Source organism: Mesorhizobium sp. WSM1386 (assembly GCF_055901595.1).
On sequence record NZ_CM148373.1, the window covers coordinates 320,610 to 335,822 of the forward strand.

General features: G+C 63.6%; 13 protein-coding genes. 3 read left to right on the forward strand and 10 right to left on the reverse strand.

Annotated elements, in window-relative coordinates:
- Positions 1-20 precede the first annotated feature (20 nt).
- The gene (locus tag AC0NIH_RS01480) at positions 21-947 is read left to right on the forward strand and encodes a hypothetical protein (RefSeq protein WP_473466146.1); all 927 of its coding nucleotides are present in this window, start codon (positions 21-23) and stop codon (positions 945-947) included.
- Positions 948-1,023: 76 nt separating this feature from the next.
- Here the strand turns inward: AC0NIH_RS01480 and AC0NIH_RS01485 are convergent, their stop codons facing one another.
- From AC0NIH_RS01485 to AC0NIH_RS01500, 4 genes are all read right to left on the reverse strand, one after another.
- Positions 1,024-2,421 carry an NAD(P)(+) transhydrogenase (Re/Si-specific) subunit beta gene (locus tag AC0NIH_RS01485; protein ID WP_023775892.1) on the reverse strand — a complete coding sequence of 466 codons (1,398 nt, stop codon included), beginning with the start codon at positions 2,419-2,421 and terminating at the stop codon, positions 1,024-1,026.
- Between the two features lie 6 nt (positions 2,422-2,427).
- On the reverse strand, positions 2,428-2,853 hold the full coding sequence (locus tag AC0NIH_RS01490; RefSeq protein ID WP_115141977.1) for a proton-translocating transhydrogenase family protein: 426 nt from the start codon (positions 2,851-2,853) through the stop codon (positions 2,428-2,430).
- Complete coding sequence (locus AC0NIH_RS01495; protein ID WP_473466143.1) at positions 2,853-4,133, reverse strand: Re/Si-specific NAD(P)(+) transhydrogenase subunit alpha; 1,281 nt, start codon at positions 4,131-4,133, stop codon at positions 2,853-2,855. Before AC0NIH_RS01495 ends, AC0NIH_RS01490 begins: the two co-directional genes overlap by 1 nt.
- A gap of 84 nt (positions 4,134-4,217) precedes the next feature.
- Positions 4,218-4,442: an aa3-type cytochrome c oxidase subunit IV gene (locus tag AC0NIH_RS01500; protein ID WP_013891558.1), complete on the reverse strand. Its 225-nt coding sequence runs from the start codon at positions 4,440-4,442 to the stop codon at positions 4,218-4,220.
- Between the two features lie 220 nt (positions 4,443-4,662).
- On the opposite strand from AC0NIH_RS01500, the gene AC0NIH_RS01505 reads away from it, so the two are divergent.
- On the forward strand, positions 4,663-5,478 hold the full coding sequence (locus AC0NIH_RS01505; RefSeq protein ID WP_473466141.1) for an alpha/beta fold hydrolase: 816 nt from the start codon (positions 4,663-4,665) through the stop codon (positions 5,476-5,478).
- 63 nt (positions 5,479-5,541) lie between these two features.
- On the opposite strand, the gene AC0NIH_RS01510 is transcribed toward AC0NIH_RS01505, so the two are convergent.
- The 6 genes from AC0NIH_RS01510 to AC0NIH_RS01535 form a co-directional block, all read right to left on the reverse strand.
- Positions 5,542-5,691 carry a DUF3096 domain-containing protein gene (locus tag AC0NIH_RS01510; protein WP_013891560.1) on the reverse strand — a complete coding sequence of 50 codons (150 nt, stop codon included), beginning with the start codon at positions 5,689-5,691 and terminating at the stop codon, positions 5,542-5,544.
- Positions 5,692-5,857: 166 nt separating this feature from the next.
- Positions 5,858-6,598: an N-acyl amino acid synthase FeeM domain-containing protein gene (locus AC0NIH_RS01515; protein ID WP_348625667.1), complete on the reverse strand. Its 741-nt coding sequence runs from the start codon at positions 6,596-6,598 to the stop codon at positions 5,858-5,860.
- Between the two features lie 185 nt (positions 6,599-6,783).
- Positions 6,784-9,096 (reverse strand): putative bifunctional diguanylate cyclase/phosphodiesterase, encoded by a 2,313-nt coding sequence (locus tag AC0NIH_RS01520; RefSeq protein ID WP_352703061.1) that lies wholly within the window; start codon positions 9,094-9,096, stop codon positions 6,784-6,786.
- Positions 9,097-9,239: 143 nt separating this feature from the next.
- Positions 9,240-12,719 (reverse strand): indolepyruvate ferredoxin oxidoreductase family protein, encoded by a 3,480-nt coding sequence (locus AC0NIH_RS01525; protein ID WP_473466138.1) that lies wholly within the window; start codon positions 12,717-12,719, stop codon positions 9,240-9,242.
- Positions 12,720-12,936: 217 nt separating this feature from the next.
- Positions 12,937-13,476, reverse strand: coding sequence for a hypothetical protein (locus AC0NIH_RS01530; RefSeq protein WP_473466135.1), 540 nt, complete (start codon positions 13,474-13,476; stop codon positions 12,937-12,939).
- Positions 13,469-14,080 (reverse strand): CGNR zinc finger domain-containing protein, encoded by a 612-nt coding sequence (locus tag AC0NIH_RS01535; RefSeq protein ID WP_473466132.1) that lies wholly within the window; start codon positions 14,078-14,080, stop codon positions 13,469-13,471. The genes AC0NIH_RS01530 and AC0NIH_RS01535 overlap by 8 nt, the downstream gene beginning before the upstream one ends.
- A 145-nt stretch (positions 14,081-14,225) precedes the next feature.
- Here AC0NIH_RS01535 and AC0NIH_RS01540 point away from each other — a divergent pair, with 145 nt between their 5' ends.
- Positions 14,226-15,131, forward strand: coding sequence for a branched-chain amino acid ABC transporter permease (locus AC0NIH_RS01540; protein WP_287272637.1), 906 nt, complete (start codon positions 14,226-14,228; stop codon positions 15,129-15,131).
- Positions 15,132-15,213: the final 82 nt, after the last annotated feature.

The window sequence follows — 15,213 nt, forward strand, 5'->3', positions numbered from 1 at the left end:
TCATGCGATAGGAGGCCTCCATGCAGTCCTCCACCCTATCGGCTGTCGGCGTATCGACTGCAACGGAATCATCCTCCACGGCTGTCAGCTGGGGACCGATCATCGCCGGTGCCTTCGCGGCCTCGACGCTGACCTTCATCCTCATGCTGCTCGGCTCCGGGCTTGGGCTAACGATGGTTTCACCCTGGTCGGGCTCTGGCCTCTCGGCGACCAGTTTCGCCGTATCGACTGCGATCTGGCTGGTCGTCGTGCAGTGGTTATCGTCGGGTGTCGGCGGCTATCTGGCGGGCCGGCTGCGCACCAAATGGGTCGGCATCCACACCGACGAAGTCTATTTCCGTGACACCGCTCACGGCTTCCTCGCTTGGGCATTGGCCACCTTGCTCGTCATAGGCGTGCTTGGCTCGGCACTTTCGGCAGCGATTGGAACGGGCGTGCAGGCAGCATCCAATGTGGCTTCGGGCGCCGCCATGGGAGCGTCGGCGGGCGCCTCCGCCAATGCCAGCAACGCATCGGCATCGGCCGACAATGCGACCTCCTATCTGGTGGATTCGCTGTTCCGGCCGGCCGATCCGGCCAAGCTCGCCACCGGCAACCCCGGCGATCAGGCCGCCGCGGCGGGGCAGGCCTCGCGCATCCTGATCGCCGGTGCCGTCGCGGGTGAAGTATCCGCGGAGGACAAGACATACCTGTCGCAACTGGTGGCCGCGCGCACCGGCCTCTCCGAGGCGGACGCCAAAACGCGTGTCGATGCTGTCCTGGCCAAGGCGCAGGCTGCCAAGGTCAAGGCACAGCAGGCGGCCGACACAGCCCGAAAAGCAAGCGCGACTTTCGCCCTGCTCGGCGCCCTGTCACTCGTCATCGGCGCCTTCATCGCCAGTGCCGCCGCGGCGCTTGGTGGCAGGCAGCGCGACGATGACGAAGCGGTATTTCTCGCGAACCCCTGAACGCAATCGTCCATGGAAACGAGAAGAGCCCGGCTTTGAAACCGGGCTCTTTGCGTCGAGATTTCTGCCGGCCGGATCAGTGATCCATGGCCTTGACGATTTCCTCGGTCATCTTCTTGGCGTCGCCGAGCAGCATCATGGTGCCGTCCTTGTAGAACAGCGTGTTGTCGATGCCTGCATAGCCCGAGCCGAGCGAGCGCTTGACGAACAGGCAGGTGCGCGCCTTGTCGACGTCGAGGATCGGCATGCCGTAAATCGGCGAGGACTTGTCGTCGCGCGCGGACGGGTTGGTGACATCGTTGGCGCCGATGACATAGGCGACGTCGGCCTGCGCGAATTCGGAGTTGATGTCCTCGAGTTCGAACACCTCGTCATAGGGCACGTTGGCTTCGGCGAGCAGCACGTTCATGTGGCCAGGCATGCGGCCCGCGACCGGATGGATGGCGTACTTGACGTCGACGCCATTGGCCTTGAGCTTGTCGGCCATTTCGCGCAGCGCGTGCTGCGCCTGGGCGACCGCCATGCCGTAGCCCGGCACGATGATGACCTTCTGTGCATTCATCATCAGATAGGCCGCATCGTCGGCTGAGCCCTGCTTGACCGTGCGCTCGATGCCGTCATCGGCGGCAGCAGTCGTCTCGCCGCCGAAGCCGCCGAGAATGACCGAGATGAAGCTGCGGTTCATGCCCTTGCACATGATGTAGGACAGGATCGCACCGGACGAGCCGACCAGCGCGCCGGTGATGATCAGCGCCAGATTGCCGAGCGTGAAGCCGAGTGCGGCCGCCGCCCAGCCTGAATAGGAATTCAGCATCGAGACGACCACCGGCATGTCGGCGCCGCCGATCGGGATGATCAACAGGATGCCGAGCACCAGCGAGGCAGCGACGATCAGCCAGAACACCAGTTTTGACTCGGTGGTGACGAGCAGGACGATCAGCACGATCAGCGCCACGCCGAGCGCGGCGTTGATGAAGTGGCGACCGCCGATCATTATCGGCTTGCCCGACATGCGACCGTCGAGCTTGAGGAAGGCGATGACGGAGCCGGTGAAGGTGATGGCGCCGATGGCGACGCCAAGGCTCATCTCGATCAGCGCCTGGGCATGGATGTCGCCCGCCGTGCCGATGCCGAAGCTTTCCGGCGCGTAGATGGCGGCTGCCGCCACCATGACGGCGGCGAGGCCGACCAGCGAGTGAAAGGCGGCGACCAGCTGCGGCATCGAGGTCATGGCGATGCGGCGCGCGGTGACGGCGCCGACGCCGCCGCCAATGGCGAGGCCAAGCACGATCAGGCCAAAGCGCGGGGCGGATGGGGTTGCCAGCGCCAGCGTGGTGGCGATGGCGATGCCCATGCCGATCATGCCGTAGAGATTGCCCTGGCGGCTGGTGGTCGGATGCGACAGGCCGCGCAGCGCCATGATGAACAGGACGCCGGAAACGAGGTAGAGGAAGGACGCGAAGTTGGCGTTCATGGCGCTCTACTTGTCCTTCTTCTTGTACATGGCCAGCATGCGCTGGGTGACCAGGAAGCCGCCGAAGATGTTGACCGAAACCAGCATCAGCGCAACGAAGCCGAAGCCGGCGGCAACACCGGAGGCGGCGATGCCGACGGCAAGCAGCGCGCCGACGACGATGACCGAGGAGATGGCGTTGGTGACGGCCATCAGCGGCGTGTGCAGCGCGGGGGTCACCGACCAGACGACGTAATAGCCGACGAAGATCGCCAGCACGAAGATGGCGAAACGGAAGACGAAGGGGTCGATGGCGCCGCCCGACAGCGCGTGCGCGGCATCACCCGCCGCATCGGCGCCACCAGGAGCATTGGCCAGGTTCTGCACCGCAAGCCGGACGGCGGCACTTGCCTGGTCGAGCTGGTCGAGGGCTTTCTGCAGGGTCTGGTCCATCACGCGATCCCTTTCGGCTTCGACGAGGGCGACTTGGGTGCGGCTGCCTTCCTGGGCGCGGCTTTCTTGGACGAAGCGTCGGCGACCATGGTCTTGGCCGGGATCGCGGCCGGCTCGACATATTGGCCCTTTGGAGGCTGCTGATCGGCCTTGGCGAAGGCCGGATGAACGACCTTGCCGCCATCGGTCAGCATCGTTGCTTTTACCAGATCGTCATCGCGGTTGATGGCGAGCGTCTTCGTCGTCTTGTCGACCAGCGTCTCGAGGAAGGCGAACAGGTTCCTGGCGTAAAGCAGCGAGGCGGATGCGGCGACGCGGCCGGGCACGTTGAGGTGGCCGACGATTTTTACGCCATTGGCCGTGTTCACCACCTGACCTGGAACCGCGCCTTCGACATTGCCGCCACGCTCGACCGCGAGGTCGACGAGCACCGAGCCCGGCTTCATCGAAGCGACCATGGCCTCCGACACCAGCTTGGGCGCCGGCCGGCCGGGGATCAGTGCCGTGGTGATGACGATGTCCTGCTTGGCGATGTGCTCGGCGGTGAGCGCCGCCTGCTTGGCCTGGTATTCCCTGGACATTTCCTTGGCGTAGCCGCCGGCCGTCTCGGCGGCCTTGAATTCCTCGTCCTCGACGGCGAGGAACTTTGCGCCGAGCGAAGCGACCTGTTCCTTGGCGGCGGGGCGCACGTCGGTGGCGGTGACGACCGCACCGAGGCGGCGCGCCGTGGCGATCGCCTGCAGGCCGGCGACGCCGACACCCATGATGAACACCTTGGCGGCAGGAACAGTGCCGGCCGCCGTCATCATCATCGGCAGCGCGCGATCATATTCCGAGGCGCCGTCGATCACCGCCTGGTAGCCGGCAAGGTTGGCCTGGCTGGACAGGACGTCCATCGATTGCGCGCGGGTGATGCGCGGCATGAATTCCATCGAGAAGGCGGTGACACCGGCCTTGGCCAGGGCCGCGACGGCGGCATCGTTGCCGTAGGGGTCCATGATGGCGATGACGGCCGTGCCGGATTTGTAGCCCTTCAGCTCGGCTTCCGACGGCCGGCGGACCTTGAGCACGACATCGGCCTTGGCGACATCCGCAGCCTTGCCGATGGCAGCCCCTGCCTTGGCGAATTCTTCGTCGGGAATGCGCGACCTGGTGCCGGCACCGGTCTCTACGACGACATCGAAGCCAAGTCCGGCCAGCCGCTTCACCGTATCTGGCGAGGCCGCGACACGCGGTTCGTTCGCGTCAAGCTCACGAGGGATGAAAACCGTCTGTCCCACCGCATGATCCTTTCGGCTGGAACCTGTCTGCGCAAAGTGTCGGCCGGGGTGTCCGGCGACCAAGGCGAGAGGGTTTTGGAAAGTCTACCGCAGAATGAAAGCGCCAACGGCCATGATCAGGATGAACAGGATGGTCGCCGAGAAGAAGCCGCCCGCGAAGAAGCCGAAAGCCATCGCCAAGAGTATGGCGCCGCAGAAAAGCGATCCGTATTTGGCCAGCATGAGAAAGCCCGCATAGGTGCGGTCATGCTCGGCGTAGTCCATCTTCGCGCCCAGTTCTACAGGACCGCTCGGCGTGTGATCAGCCATAGGAATACCCCTTCGAAGACATCTTTGAGGCACATAGCGAAAAGCCGGGCCAAGAGCAATGGCGCTATTGCCGCATCGCAGCCGACAACTGCCTCAAGGGAAAATTGAAACTGCCGGCATCATGTGTCAGCTCCGTTGAAGCTGCTGTGAGAATTTGGCGGTTCTGGACGTTGTCGCGGGGGAGTATCGTCGCCGGATGAACAGCCGGTGGTGAAGTGCCATGATCACGCCCACACAGACATTTGACTGGAACGACACTGCCATTGCGTGGGGGACCGCCGGCTCAGGCCCTCCGATTGTGCTCGTGCATGGCACGCCGTTCTCCTCGCATGTCTGGCATCGCGTCGCACCGGAACTGGCGCGCGAGCATACGCTGTATTTCTACGATCTCCCCGGATATGGGCGATCAACCAAACGGGATGGCCAGGATGTTTCGCTGGGCATCCAGAACGAGGCGCTGGCAGCGATGCTGGCCTTTTGGAAGCTCGATCGACCCAAGGTCATCGCCCATGATTTCGGCGGCGCCACGGCGCTGCGCGCGCACCTGATCGACGGCCGTGACTATGACAGATTGCTTTTGATCGACCCGGTGGCGGTGCGGCCATGGGGCTCGCCCTTCGTTCAGCATGTCCGACGACATGAGGCCGCCTTCGCCGGCGTGCCTGACTACATACAGGTGGCGATCCTGAAGGCGTATGTTTCGGGCGCTGCGGCCAGGCCTCTGTCGGACAGCGAACTGGAACCCTATGTCGCGCCTTGGACCGGGCCTGTTGGCCAGCCAGCCTTCTATCGGCAGATCGCCCAGATGGATCAGCGTTTCACCGACGAGGTCGAACCGCTCTACGGCGAACTCCGCTGCCCCGTCGCTTTGCTGTGGGGAGAGGACGACCGCTGGATATCACCGCAAAGCGGCCAAAGGCTCGCGGCCATGTTGCCGGATTGCGCCTTGACCCTCGTCCCCGGTTCCGGCCATCTCATGCAGGAGGACAGGCCGGAGGCCATCGTTGCCGCATCGCTACGCTTCTTCGCCGGCTGAGAGTTGATGCTGACGCAACTCCCAAGGGAAAGCGCCTTACATTTTCCTGAAATTGCGCCGGCTTCAGCCGGCGAGGTGCGGGAACAATCCAAGCAGGCCGGCGATGATCAAGTAGATCGCGACAATGTAGTTCAACAATCGTGGCATCACGAGGATCAGCACGCCGGCTATCAAGGAGATCAGCGGCGTCAGCGCGAGCGTTGAAACGGTCATATGGGAACTCCTTTTGACCCCTGTCGGGTCGATGATTGTCTGGCCCGCGCGATAACGCGAATGTCGCCGACGCACATTCCCGGCGCGCCCGCCATCACCCAGAACGCGGAAACCGCCTGGAAGCTCCACGGGGTCGGGAAAGTCGCGCGGCGTTGGTCGCGAGGCCTCAGGCGGCTTCGCGAAAATACTTTGCCGTCGGCAGGATGGTCAGCGGTGCCAGTTCGCCCGCACCAGGCGTCTCGAACAGCATGCGCTGCTCCAGCGGCGTCGAGCGGAAGAAGGGGAATCGGGAGAAGGAGCGCTCGCGGATTGCGTTGACGTTGGCGCGGTAGAGCACGACCTTGTAGTTCAGGCCCGGATAGTCGCGCAATTCGCCGATCTGCTCGGAGCAATAGATGCGGCGATAGAAGCCCGCATGCTCAGGCCGGATGGTGGAAAGGCAGTAAGGCGCATCGAAGTAGAAGCAGGCCATGCCGGCAAGGCGCAGCGTGAGATAAGGGATCTGCGGATAAACCCTCGACCAATCCGGGTCGGCGGCAAAGCGGCTCGGATCGGCGAAATGGGCGCCGGCGGCAAGCATTGGCCGTAGGATATCACCGTAAACCGTGGTGGAAGGCGACTGTGGCGTCTCGTGGCAGGCATGGTGGATGCGCAGCGTGCTGACCAGGTCGCCGTCAATGTAGATGCCGAACTTCGAACAGTTCTCGGCTTCATCGAGCTCGTCGTGGATAATATGATCCGGATTCTCCGGGACCATGTCGCTCAACCGATAGGATTTGTAGCGCAACCTGTAGATGTCTTCGAGGTCTTCGCCCTTGTCGCAGCGGCGATATTCAGTGCGCTCCAACATCGCTGAGATGTTTCGGGCAAAGCTCGACATGTTGTCGGGCGAATTTTCTTCGCTCACGCCCGCCACCTGGCGAAGCGCTGTCAAATGCGCGTCCATGGACTTTCCCCGTAAATGCCGCCGCGTTTCAACCCTACGACGAGACCACGGGATGTAAAGATGAAAATGATCCGGGCACTGTTTACCGAACGTTAAGGTTAACAATCGGTAAATTTTACTAAAATTAAAAGCATCCGTCCCGCAAACTAGCCGCGGGATGCCCTCTTGGCGCTTTTGATTTCCTTGGCAAAGGGCCAGACCGTGGTCGACATGGTCTCGATACCGGACGCGCTGAGCGCGGAGCCGAACAGGAAGCCCTGCACGAGATCCGGCTTGACCTCGAGCGCCAGGATCTTGAGCTGTTCGAAGGTCTCGACGCCTTCGACCGTTACCGAAAGCCCCAGCGGCCGCGAAAGATTGACGATGCCCTTGAGCAGCTCCAGGGAACGAGAGTTCTGGGTGACGTCCATGAGGAACGATCGATCGATCTTGATCTTGTCGAGCGGCAGCTTGTGCAGATAGCTCAGGCTCGAATAGCCGGTGCCGAAGTCGTCGAGCGCGATGCGCACGCCAATCTGCTTCAGCTCCTCGATGTACTGGCGCGTCAGCGACTTATCGTCGAGCAGCGCCGTTTCGGTGACCTCGATCTCCAGCCGGCCGGCAGCGAGGCCGGAGCTCGCCAAGGCATCACGAACCTTCTGGATGACGTCGCGGCTGCGGAAATCCTTGGCGGAGAGGTTGACCGAGACGCTGGTCTGGTCAGGCCATTTGGCACATTCGGTGCAGGCCGCATGCAGCACGAAAGTGCTGATTTCCGAAATGATGCCCATTTCCTCGGCCAGCGGAATAAAGATGCCTGGTGAGACCGGTCCGAGATCGGGATGGTCCCAGCGGCACAGCGCCTCGCAACTGGCGATGCGCATGGTGCTCATCGCCACGATCGGCTGGTAGACCACCCGCAGGCCCTTGCTTTCCACCGCGCTGCGCAGGTCAGCTTTCATCAGCTGGCGATTGCGGAAGGCGGCGTCCATCGCCGCCTCGAACAGGCGCCACCCGTTCTTGCCGAGTTCCTTGGCCTTGTAGAGCGCCAGATCCGCCTTGACGATCATGGCATCGACATCGCTGTCGCTGACACGCGACAGCACCGCGCCGCCGCTGGCCTGGATGCGCAGCCCGTGGCCAGCGACGTCCACTTCGCCCTGCAACGCGGCAAAGATCTCGTCGATCTCGATGGTCAGGTGACTCTCATCCTCGATGCGGTCGAAGAAGACCATGAACTCGTCGCCGCCGAAACGGCTGACGGTGATGCCTTGCCCGGCGACGGCGGCAAGACGTTCGGCGACCGCATAGATCAACCCGTCGCCGATCGGATGCCCAAGCGTATCGTTGACGCTCTTGAAGTCGTCGAGGTCGAGCACGGCGAGGCCGCAGAGACGGTCGCGATCGCCCGAAGCCATCGCCTCGCCGATCAGTTCGTGGAAATAGGCTCGATTGGGCAGGCCGGTGAGATTGTCGTAGCGCGCCATGAAGCGGATCTTGTCTTCCGCCTCGACGCGAGCCGTCACGTCCTCGAAGGTGATGACCCCCAGTTCCTGGCTGCCTTCGCGGGCCGAGAATTCATAATGCTGGCCATTGGCAAGGGAAACCAGAACCTTGCGGTCGCGGCCTTCGCGCAACGCGCGCGTCAGCTGGGCCTCGATGTAGCGGCAGTCCTTCGGCGCCAGCATGCCGCCGGCGACGCCGCGCATCAAGAGACCGTGGATCGATCGTCCGAGCAGCGCGTCGGCCGATTTGAGCGACATCAAATGCGCGGCCTCGGCATTGGCGACCGCCACCCGGCCATCCGGGCCAAGCATGACGAGGCCGTGCGACATGGTGTTGAGCGCCCGGTTGAAACGCTGGGCGAGGCGGTTTGCCTTCTTTTCCTCCGAAAGCGCCGCGAAAAGCACCTCGCGGACCAGATCGGCGAAGCGCTTGATGGCGAACAGGAAGGGCGCCGAAAGCAGGCCAAGAATGAAATGGTAGGGATCGCCGCGCAGGATGAAGCCGAGAGAGATCGGCCAGGTCATGGTCATGATGAAGATCATCACCATCCTGGGCGAACCATAGTTGCGGCCGGCGATCGATGTTGCCGACGCCAGCGTCACGCAGACCGCGGCGATCTCGGCAAATCCGTCATAGGCAAGATAGATGCCGACGAAACAGAAGGCTCCCAGCATGAAACCATGCATGGAGCCGTACAAAATATAGTCGTTCTCGCGCCGGCGGGCCTCCTCCCAGCTCTTGGGCGTCGGCGCATGCCGGTACTTGCGGATGTTGCGCAAGCGCAGGAAGGCGACGGTCAGGAAACCAAACGTCACCGCAAGGTAAGCCGGGTCCCTGGTCTTCCAGTAGACGAGCACCACCAGCAGGGTCTGGGCAAAGAATCCGATCGAAAGCGTCAATCCGTCGCGAAACAGGGTTTCCACGAACGGAATGTAGACGTCGACCGGGATCTCGTTCTTTTTTCTCAGATTCACGCCTGAATCCCAACCCTTGGGAGCCAAGCAGTGCCATATTCGCCTTAAGAAACATTTAGAGGGGCGGCCGCGCGCTCACGGTCAAGGGAGTTGACGCTAGGGAAAGTGGAGAAAATGCGGTTCAGGTAAACAAGCCGTATCCGTCATTCGGCGGCCTGGAGTTCCGGCCGCTTCGAGGCGGCTGACAGGCGTTCGAGGAGCCTTTGGCGCTCTCCAGCGGCCTTTTCGGCGCTGGCCTGCCGGACATGGCCATAGCCACGGATGAGTGCAGGAACCGACATGAGGGCGGTCGCTGCCTCGACCTTGCCCGGCGCCAGCGACTTCGAGACAAGCTCGAGATCGCTCTCATACCGTGCCAAAAGCTGCCGTTCCATGCGCCGCTCGCCGGTGTATCCGAACAGGTCGAAAGCGGTGCCGCGCAGGCCCTTGAGCGCCGCAAGCAGGCGAAACCCCTTCATCATCCAAGGGCCGAAGCTCGATTTCCTCGGTTTGCCGTCATTGCCGCGCCGTCCCATGATCGGCGGCGCGAGATGGAATTCGAGCTTTTCGTAGCTCTGGAACTGCTTGCCAAGCTCGGCGGCGAAGGAACCGTCGGTGTAAAGCCGCGCCACCTCGTACTCGTCCTTGATCGCCATCAGCTTGAACAGGTTCCTGGCCGCAGCCTCGGTCACGACGGTCGAACCGGGCACGGCCTTCGTTTCGGCAGCACGCAGGCGGGCCAGCGTGTCGGCATAACGCTTGCCGTAGGCGGCGTTCTGGTAGGCGGTCAGGAAGGCGACACGGCGGGCAATGATCTCGTCCAGCGTCTGCGCGATCGGGGCGGCCTGCCCGGCCTTGCCCGGCTGGGCGACGAGGCCCCGCACGAAATCCGGCTCGTGTGCCGCGCGGCGGCCCCAGCGGAAGGCGGCGATGTTCATCGCCACGGCTTCGCCGTTGAGTTCGATCGCCCTTTCGACCGCCTCGGCCGACAGCGGCAGGCCGCCATGCTGGAAGGCGAAGCCGAGCATGAACATGTTGGCGCCGAGCGAATTGCCGAACAGCGCGGTGGCGGTGCGGGTGGCATCGAAGAAATGCGCCTTGTCGTCGCCGGCCGCGCTCCGGATCGCCTTCTTCAGGCGCTCGATGGGCAGCGAGAAATCGGCCGAGCGCGCAAACTCGCCGGGCATGATCTCGGCGGTGTTGGCGAGAAAGATCGTATGGCCCTCGCGCACCGCCGTCAGCACCTTCTTGGCGCCCGACACGACGAGGTCGCAGCCAAGCACAAGGTCGGCCTTGCCCGCCGAAACGCGGATGGCATGGATGTCGTCCGGTGTGCGGGCGATGCGCACATGGGTAAACACCGAACCGCCCTTCTGGGCGAGGCCGGCCATGTCGATCATGCCGCAGCCCTTGTCCTCGAGATGGGCCGCCATGCCGAGCACCGCACCTACGGTGACCACGCCGGTTCCGCCGACGCCGTCGATGATCGCCGCCCAGCCCTCGGAGCCCAGCGGGAATTCGGCAGGGGTCGGCACGCCGTCGAGCGGATCGGCCTTGCCGGCCAGGCCTTCGGCCTTCCTGATCTTGGCACCGTGCACGGTGACGAAGGAGGGGCAGAAGCCGTTGACGCAGGAGAAGTCCTTGTTGCAACTCGACTGGTCGATCTTGCGCTTGCGGCCGAATTCGGTTTCGACCGGCTGGATCGAGACGCAGTTCGACTGCACGCCGCAGTCGCCGCACCCTTCGCAGACCAGCTCGTTGATGAAGACGCGCTTGTCAGGATCGGGAAAGGTGCCGCGCTTGCGGCGGCGGCGCTTTTCGGCCGCGCAGGTCTGGTCATAGATCAGGATCGAGACACCCTTGACGTCGCGCAGCTCGCGCTGGACGAGATCTAGGTCGTCGCGGTGATGGATTGATGCGCCGGCGGGGAATTCGACCTTGCCCGCATATTTGTCGGGCTCGTCGGTGACGATGGCGATGCGGTCGACACCCTCCGCCCGCACCTGCCTGGCGATCATGTCGACGGTCAGGCCACCCTCATGCGGCTGGCCGCCGGTCATGGCGACGGCGTCGTTGTAGAGGATCTTGTAGGTGATGTTGGCCTCGCTCGACAGGGCGAAGCGGATCGCCAGCGTGCCGGAATGGTTGTAGGTGCCGTCGCCGAGATTCTGGAAGATGTGGTCGCGCTTGGAGAACGGCGCCTGGCCGACCCATTGCGCGCCCTCGCCGCCCATGGCCGTGAAGCCGAGTGTGTTGCGGTCCATCCACAGCGCCATGAAATGGCAGCCGATGCCGGCGGCGGCGATCGAGCCGTCCGGCACCTTGGTCGAGGAATTGTGCGGACAACCCGAACAGAAGAAAGGCGTGCGCGAGCCGATGTCGGTGGCGTCCGCCAGCATCGCCTGGAACTGGCGCAGCTTGCCCACCCGCGCCGAAATCTCTTCCGACGGACCAATGGTCTTCACGATCCTCTCGCCGAGCGCAATCGCGATCTCGTTGGGATCGAGCGCGCCCTTGGCGGGAAACAGCCAGTCGCCGCGCTCATCCTTCTTACCAACGATGACCGGCTGCGAGGCGGTTCCGTAGAGGCTTTCGCGCAGTTGCACCTCGATGAGCGAGCGCTTTTCCTCGACCACGACGATGGTATCGAGGCCGCGGGCAAAGTCGGCGATGTGATGCAGATCGAGCGGCCAGGGGCAGCCGACCTTGAACAGCCGCACGCCGATGCGATTGGCGGCCGCCTCGTCGATGCCAATGTCCTCCAGCGCCTGGCGCACATCCAGATAGCTCTTGCCCAGGGTGATGATGCCGATCTTCGGGCTGCGGCCGCCCGAATAGACGATGCGGTTCAATCCGTTGGCATGGATGAAGGCGGAAGCCGCGGCGCGCTTGTGTTCATGCAGGCGCTCCTCCTGGCCCAGCATGTCGATCTCGTGACGGATGTTGAGGCCGCCGGGCGGCATGTCGAACTCCGGCACCACGATGTTCAGCCGCTCGAGCGAGGCATCGACCGAGGCCGTCGATTCGATATTGTCCTTGACGCATTTGATCGCCGCCCAGGTGCCGGCAAAGCGCGACATGGCAAAGCCGTAGAGGCCGTAATCGATGATCTCCTGGACACCAGCCGGGTTGAGGATCGGCACCATGGTGTCGACGAACAGGAATTCGGTGGCATGCGCATTGGTCGAGGATTCGGCCATATGGTCGTCGCCCATCAGAGCGAGCACCCCGCCATGCTTCGACGAGCCGGCGAGATTGGCGTGGCGGAACACGTCGCCCGAACGATCGACGCCAGGCCCCTTGCCGTACCAGACGGAAAACACGCCGTCATGGGTGCCCTCGCCCAGCAATTCCGTCTGCTGCGATCCCCAGCAGGCGGTCGCGGCAAGCTCCTCGTTGAGGCCTGGCTGGAAGACGATGTCGGCTCCCGCGAGCTGCTTCTTGGCCTTCCACAGCTGCATGTCGAGGCCGCCGAGCGGCGAACCGCGATAGCCGGAGACGAAACCGGCCGTGTTCAAGCCGGCGCGACGGTCGCGCTCGCGCTGCATCAGAAGCATGCGGATGACCGCCTGCGCGCCGGACAGGAAGATGCGCTCCTTCCCGAGATCGAACTTGTCGTCGAGCGCGACATCATGCAGCGTCATCAGGCATTTCCTCTGCGAAGGCCGCATGGGGCAGCAGCCAACGTCGGGATCGGATGGCGCATCCTTTCTCCCCTTGCAAGGCAGGTCAAACAAAATCGAAGGGACCAGGCGACGCGCAACAAACAGTCCGGCAGGTGCCGGATCGCGCACGAAACCGCGCGCCGATCGTGCGACGACGCACGAAAATTCCAGCCAAATCGATGCCGGTCGGAAAGTGTCAGCCGGCTTTCGAACAATCGGGCCTCGGCTCGCCGGGCAGCTTGCCGCCGGGATGGCCGGCGAGGTCGGGATTGGCCGTATAGAGCTGGTCGATGACCAGCGGTCGGTCGGGCAGGATCGACTGGTCTTCCGTCGACATCAGCGTGGTGTCGATCTTCTGCAGGACCGCACCGTCGGCGCCCTTGATGCTGATGGCGATGGCATAGGGCTTGTTCTTGACGATGCAGGTCAGCGCCGGGCTTTCAAGACTCACCTTGTCGAGCTTCGGCCAGACCTTCTGCTCGACCACGATAGGCGCACCGCCGGCCGGATTCTGGAAACTGGCAACCGCCACCTGGCCCTCACCCATCGGCCGCAAGGGCCGCAGCGTCACGACATAGGTCGCCCGGGCGAGACGGTAGTTGAAGACGAATATCTTGCCCGAAACCTCGAAAAGCTTGCCTTCGCCGTCCTTGCCAGTATCCCGGCAGGCGCCGAGCGCAACGGCGGCGATCAGTATGGCGCCGACAACGACCGAACGGGAAATCCTTCTAAGCATCCTTGACCTCATGGGCCGCCATGCGGCGGCGGCGATAGTGACGGCTTGCCTTCTGCCGGTTGCCGCACACCGCCATGTCGCACCAAAGGCGGCTGGAATTGCGGCTCCTGTCGACGAACAGCCAGGTGCAGTTGGGACAGATCCTCAATCTCGCGGCTGTATCGTCCCGCAGCAGCGACAGCGCCGAAACCGCCAGCGCCGCCTCGAAGGCGATCGGCGTCACGGGGTCGCCGAACGGCCTTCCCGGTGCGCCGATCTCGGTCCGGCTGCCAGCCAGGCCCTCGGCACAGGCCGTCAGGAAACCGGGCAGATCCGCGGTCGCGAGCACCCCTTTCGACACCGCACCGCGAAACAGCCGGTCGGTTGCCTCGCGAATCGACAGCACGACAGGCGCGATCGCCGCCGGCGAGGAAACCGCAAGCCGCCTGTCGCCAAGCTCGTCGGCGCGAAAACCGCTGGCCGCGTCGGCAAAGCGGGCGATTTCGGCGGGATCGTCGAAGCGGTCGAAGGTGCGCTGCGGATCGCCGCGCAGCACGACGGTGTTCGCCGTATCGAGCGCGAGCAGGCCGCCGGTGAAGCGATGCGGGGTCCAGGCAACTGTCATGCGCAAAATCTAACCGATAAATCGCATTTGACAAGTTAGATTCGCCGATGCAAACCTCCTGTGGGTACGCTATCGTCGCCTTTGTCTTGAGCATTCCGTCTGCCCAAACCGCTGCGCTTTGGGCGACATGCTTTGCAGGTTTTGCATGCTCTATTTCTTCCAGCAGGTGCTGAACGGGCTGCATTCGGGTGCGCTCTATGCGCTGCTTGCCTTCGGCTACGTGCTGACCAACGGCATCCTGCACCGCACCAACCTTGCCTATGGCGCGCTGTTCGCCTTCTGCGGCCAGGCGATGATCCTGACCGTCGCCTTCGGCTACCAGGTGCTGTGGCTGACGCTGCTGGCTTCGGTGCTGCTCGGCGTCGTAGCGGCCTTGCTCTATGCCGCGCTCATCAGCCATGTTCTGTCGCGCAGCGTCTTCGAGCCGCTGGCCGACCGCACGCCCAATGCCATCGTGGTGACGACGCTCGGCATCCTGCTGGTGCTATCGGAAGCGAGCCGCATCGCGGCCGACACGCATGATCTGTGGCTGCCGCCAATGCTGGCCCAGCCCATCGTTTTCGCCGAGGGCGCCGGCTTCAAGGCGACGTTGACCCTGATCCAGGTGCTCGACTGCGCGGCTGTCCTGGCAGCGGTTCTGCTCGCCACCTGGGTGTTTGCTCGCTCGAGCTTCGGCCGGTCCTGGCGCGCGGTCTCCGACGACCCGGGCGCGGCCGCGCTGTGCGGCGTCGACGTGCGCGCTGTGTTCCGACGCGCCGTGCTGTTCGGTGGCTTGTGCGCGGCGCTGGCCGGCGTCATGGCCAGCCTCTATTACGGCAATGTCAGCTTCGGGTCCGGCCTCGTCTACGGATTGAAGATCCTGTTCGTGACGGCGGTCGGCGGATATCTCTCGCCGCCACGGGCAGCGCTGGGCGCAGCCGCCTTCGGCATGGCCGAATCGCTGTGGGCCGGCTATTTCCCGATCGAATGGCGCGATGCGTGGATGTATCTGTTCCTGGTGGCCATGCTGGTGCTGATCGGCGTTGGCCGCGACACCAGCAAAATCGTCTGAACCGATCAGACTTTGGTTGCATGACGCGGCGGCAGACAGCCAGTCTTTGGCCCTCGCTTTGATCGATGCTGTTTTGTTGCCT

What these genes read in the sequence shown, in the direction of transcription:
- AC0NIH_RS01540 (WP_287272637.1), top strand. Translation starts at nt 14,226, where the DNA reads ATGCTCTATTTCTTCCAGCAGGTGCTGAACGGGCTGCATTCGGGTGCG.
- AC0NIH_RS01510 (WP_013891560.1), bottom strand. Translation starts at nt 5,691, where the DNA reads ATGACCGTTTCAACGCTCGCGCTGACGCCGCTGATCTCCTTGATAGCC.
- AC0NIH_RS01490 (WP_115141977.1), bottom strand. Translation starts at nt 2,853, where the DNA reads ATGGACCAGACCCTGCAGAAAGCCCTCGACCAGCTCGACCAGGCAAGT.
- AC0NIH_RS01500 (WP_013891558.1), bottom strand. Translation starts at nt 4,442, where the DNA reads ATGGCTGATCACACGCCGAGCGGTCCTGTAGAACTGGGCGCGAAGATG.
- AC0NIH_RS01525 (WP_473466138.1), bottom strand. Translation starts at nt 12,719, where the DNA reads ATGACGCTGCATGATGTCGCGCTCGACGACAAGTTCGATCTCGGGAAG.
- AC0NIH_RS01505 (WP_473466141.1), top strand. Translation starts at nt 4,663, where the DNA reads ATGATCACGCCCACACAGACATTTGACTGGAACGACACTGCCATTGCG.
- AC0NIH_RS01535 (WP_473466132.1), bottom strand. Translation starts at nt 14,080, where the DNA reads ATGACAGTTGCCTGGACCCCGCATCGCTTCACCGGCGGCCTGCTCGCG.
- AC0NIH_RS01530 (WP_473466135.1), bottom strand. Translation starts at nt 13,476, where the DNA reads ATGCTTAGAAGGATTTCCCGTTCGGTCGTTGTCGGCGCCATACTGATC.
- AC0NIH_RS01485 (WP_023775892.1), bottom strand. Translation starts at nt 2,421, where the DNA reads ATGAACGCCAACTTCGCGTCCTTCCTCTACCTCGTTTCCGGCGTCCTG.
- AC0NIH_RS01480 (WP_473466146.1), top strand. Translation starts at nt 21, where the DNA reads ATGCAGTCCTCCACCCTATCGGCTGTCGGCGTATCGACTGCAACGGAA.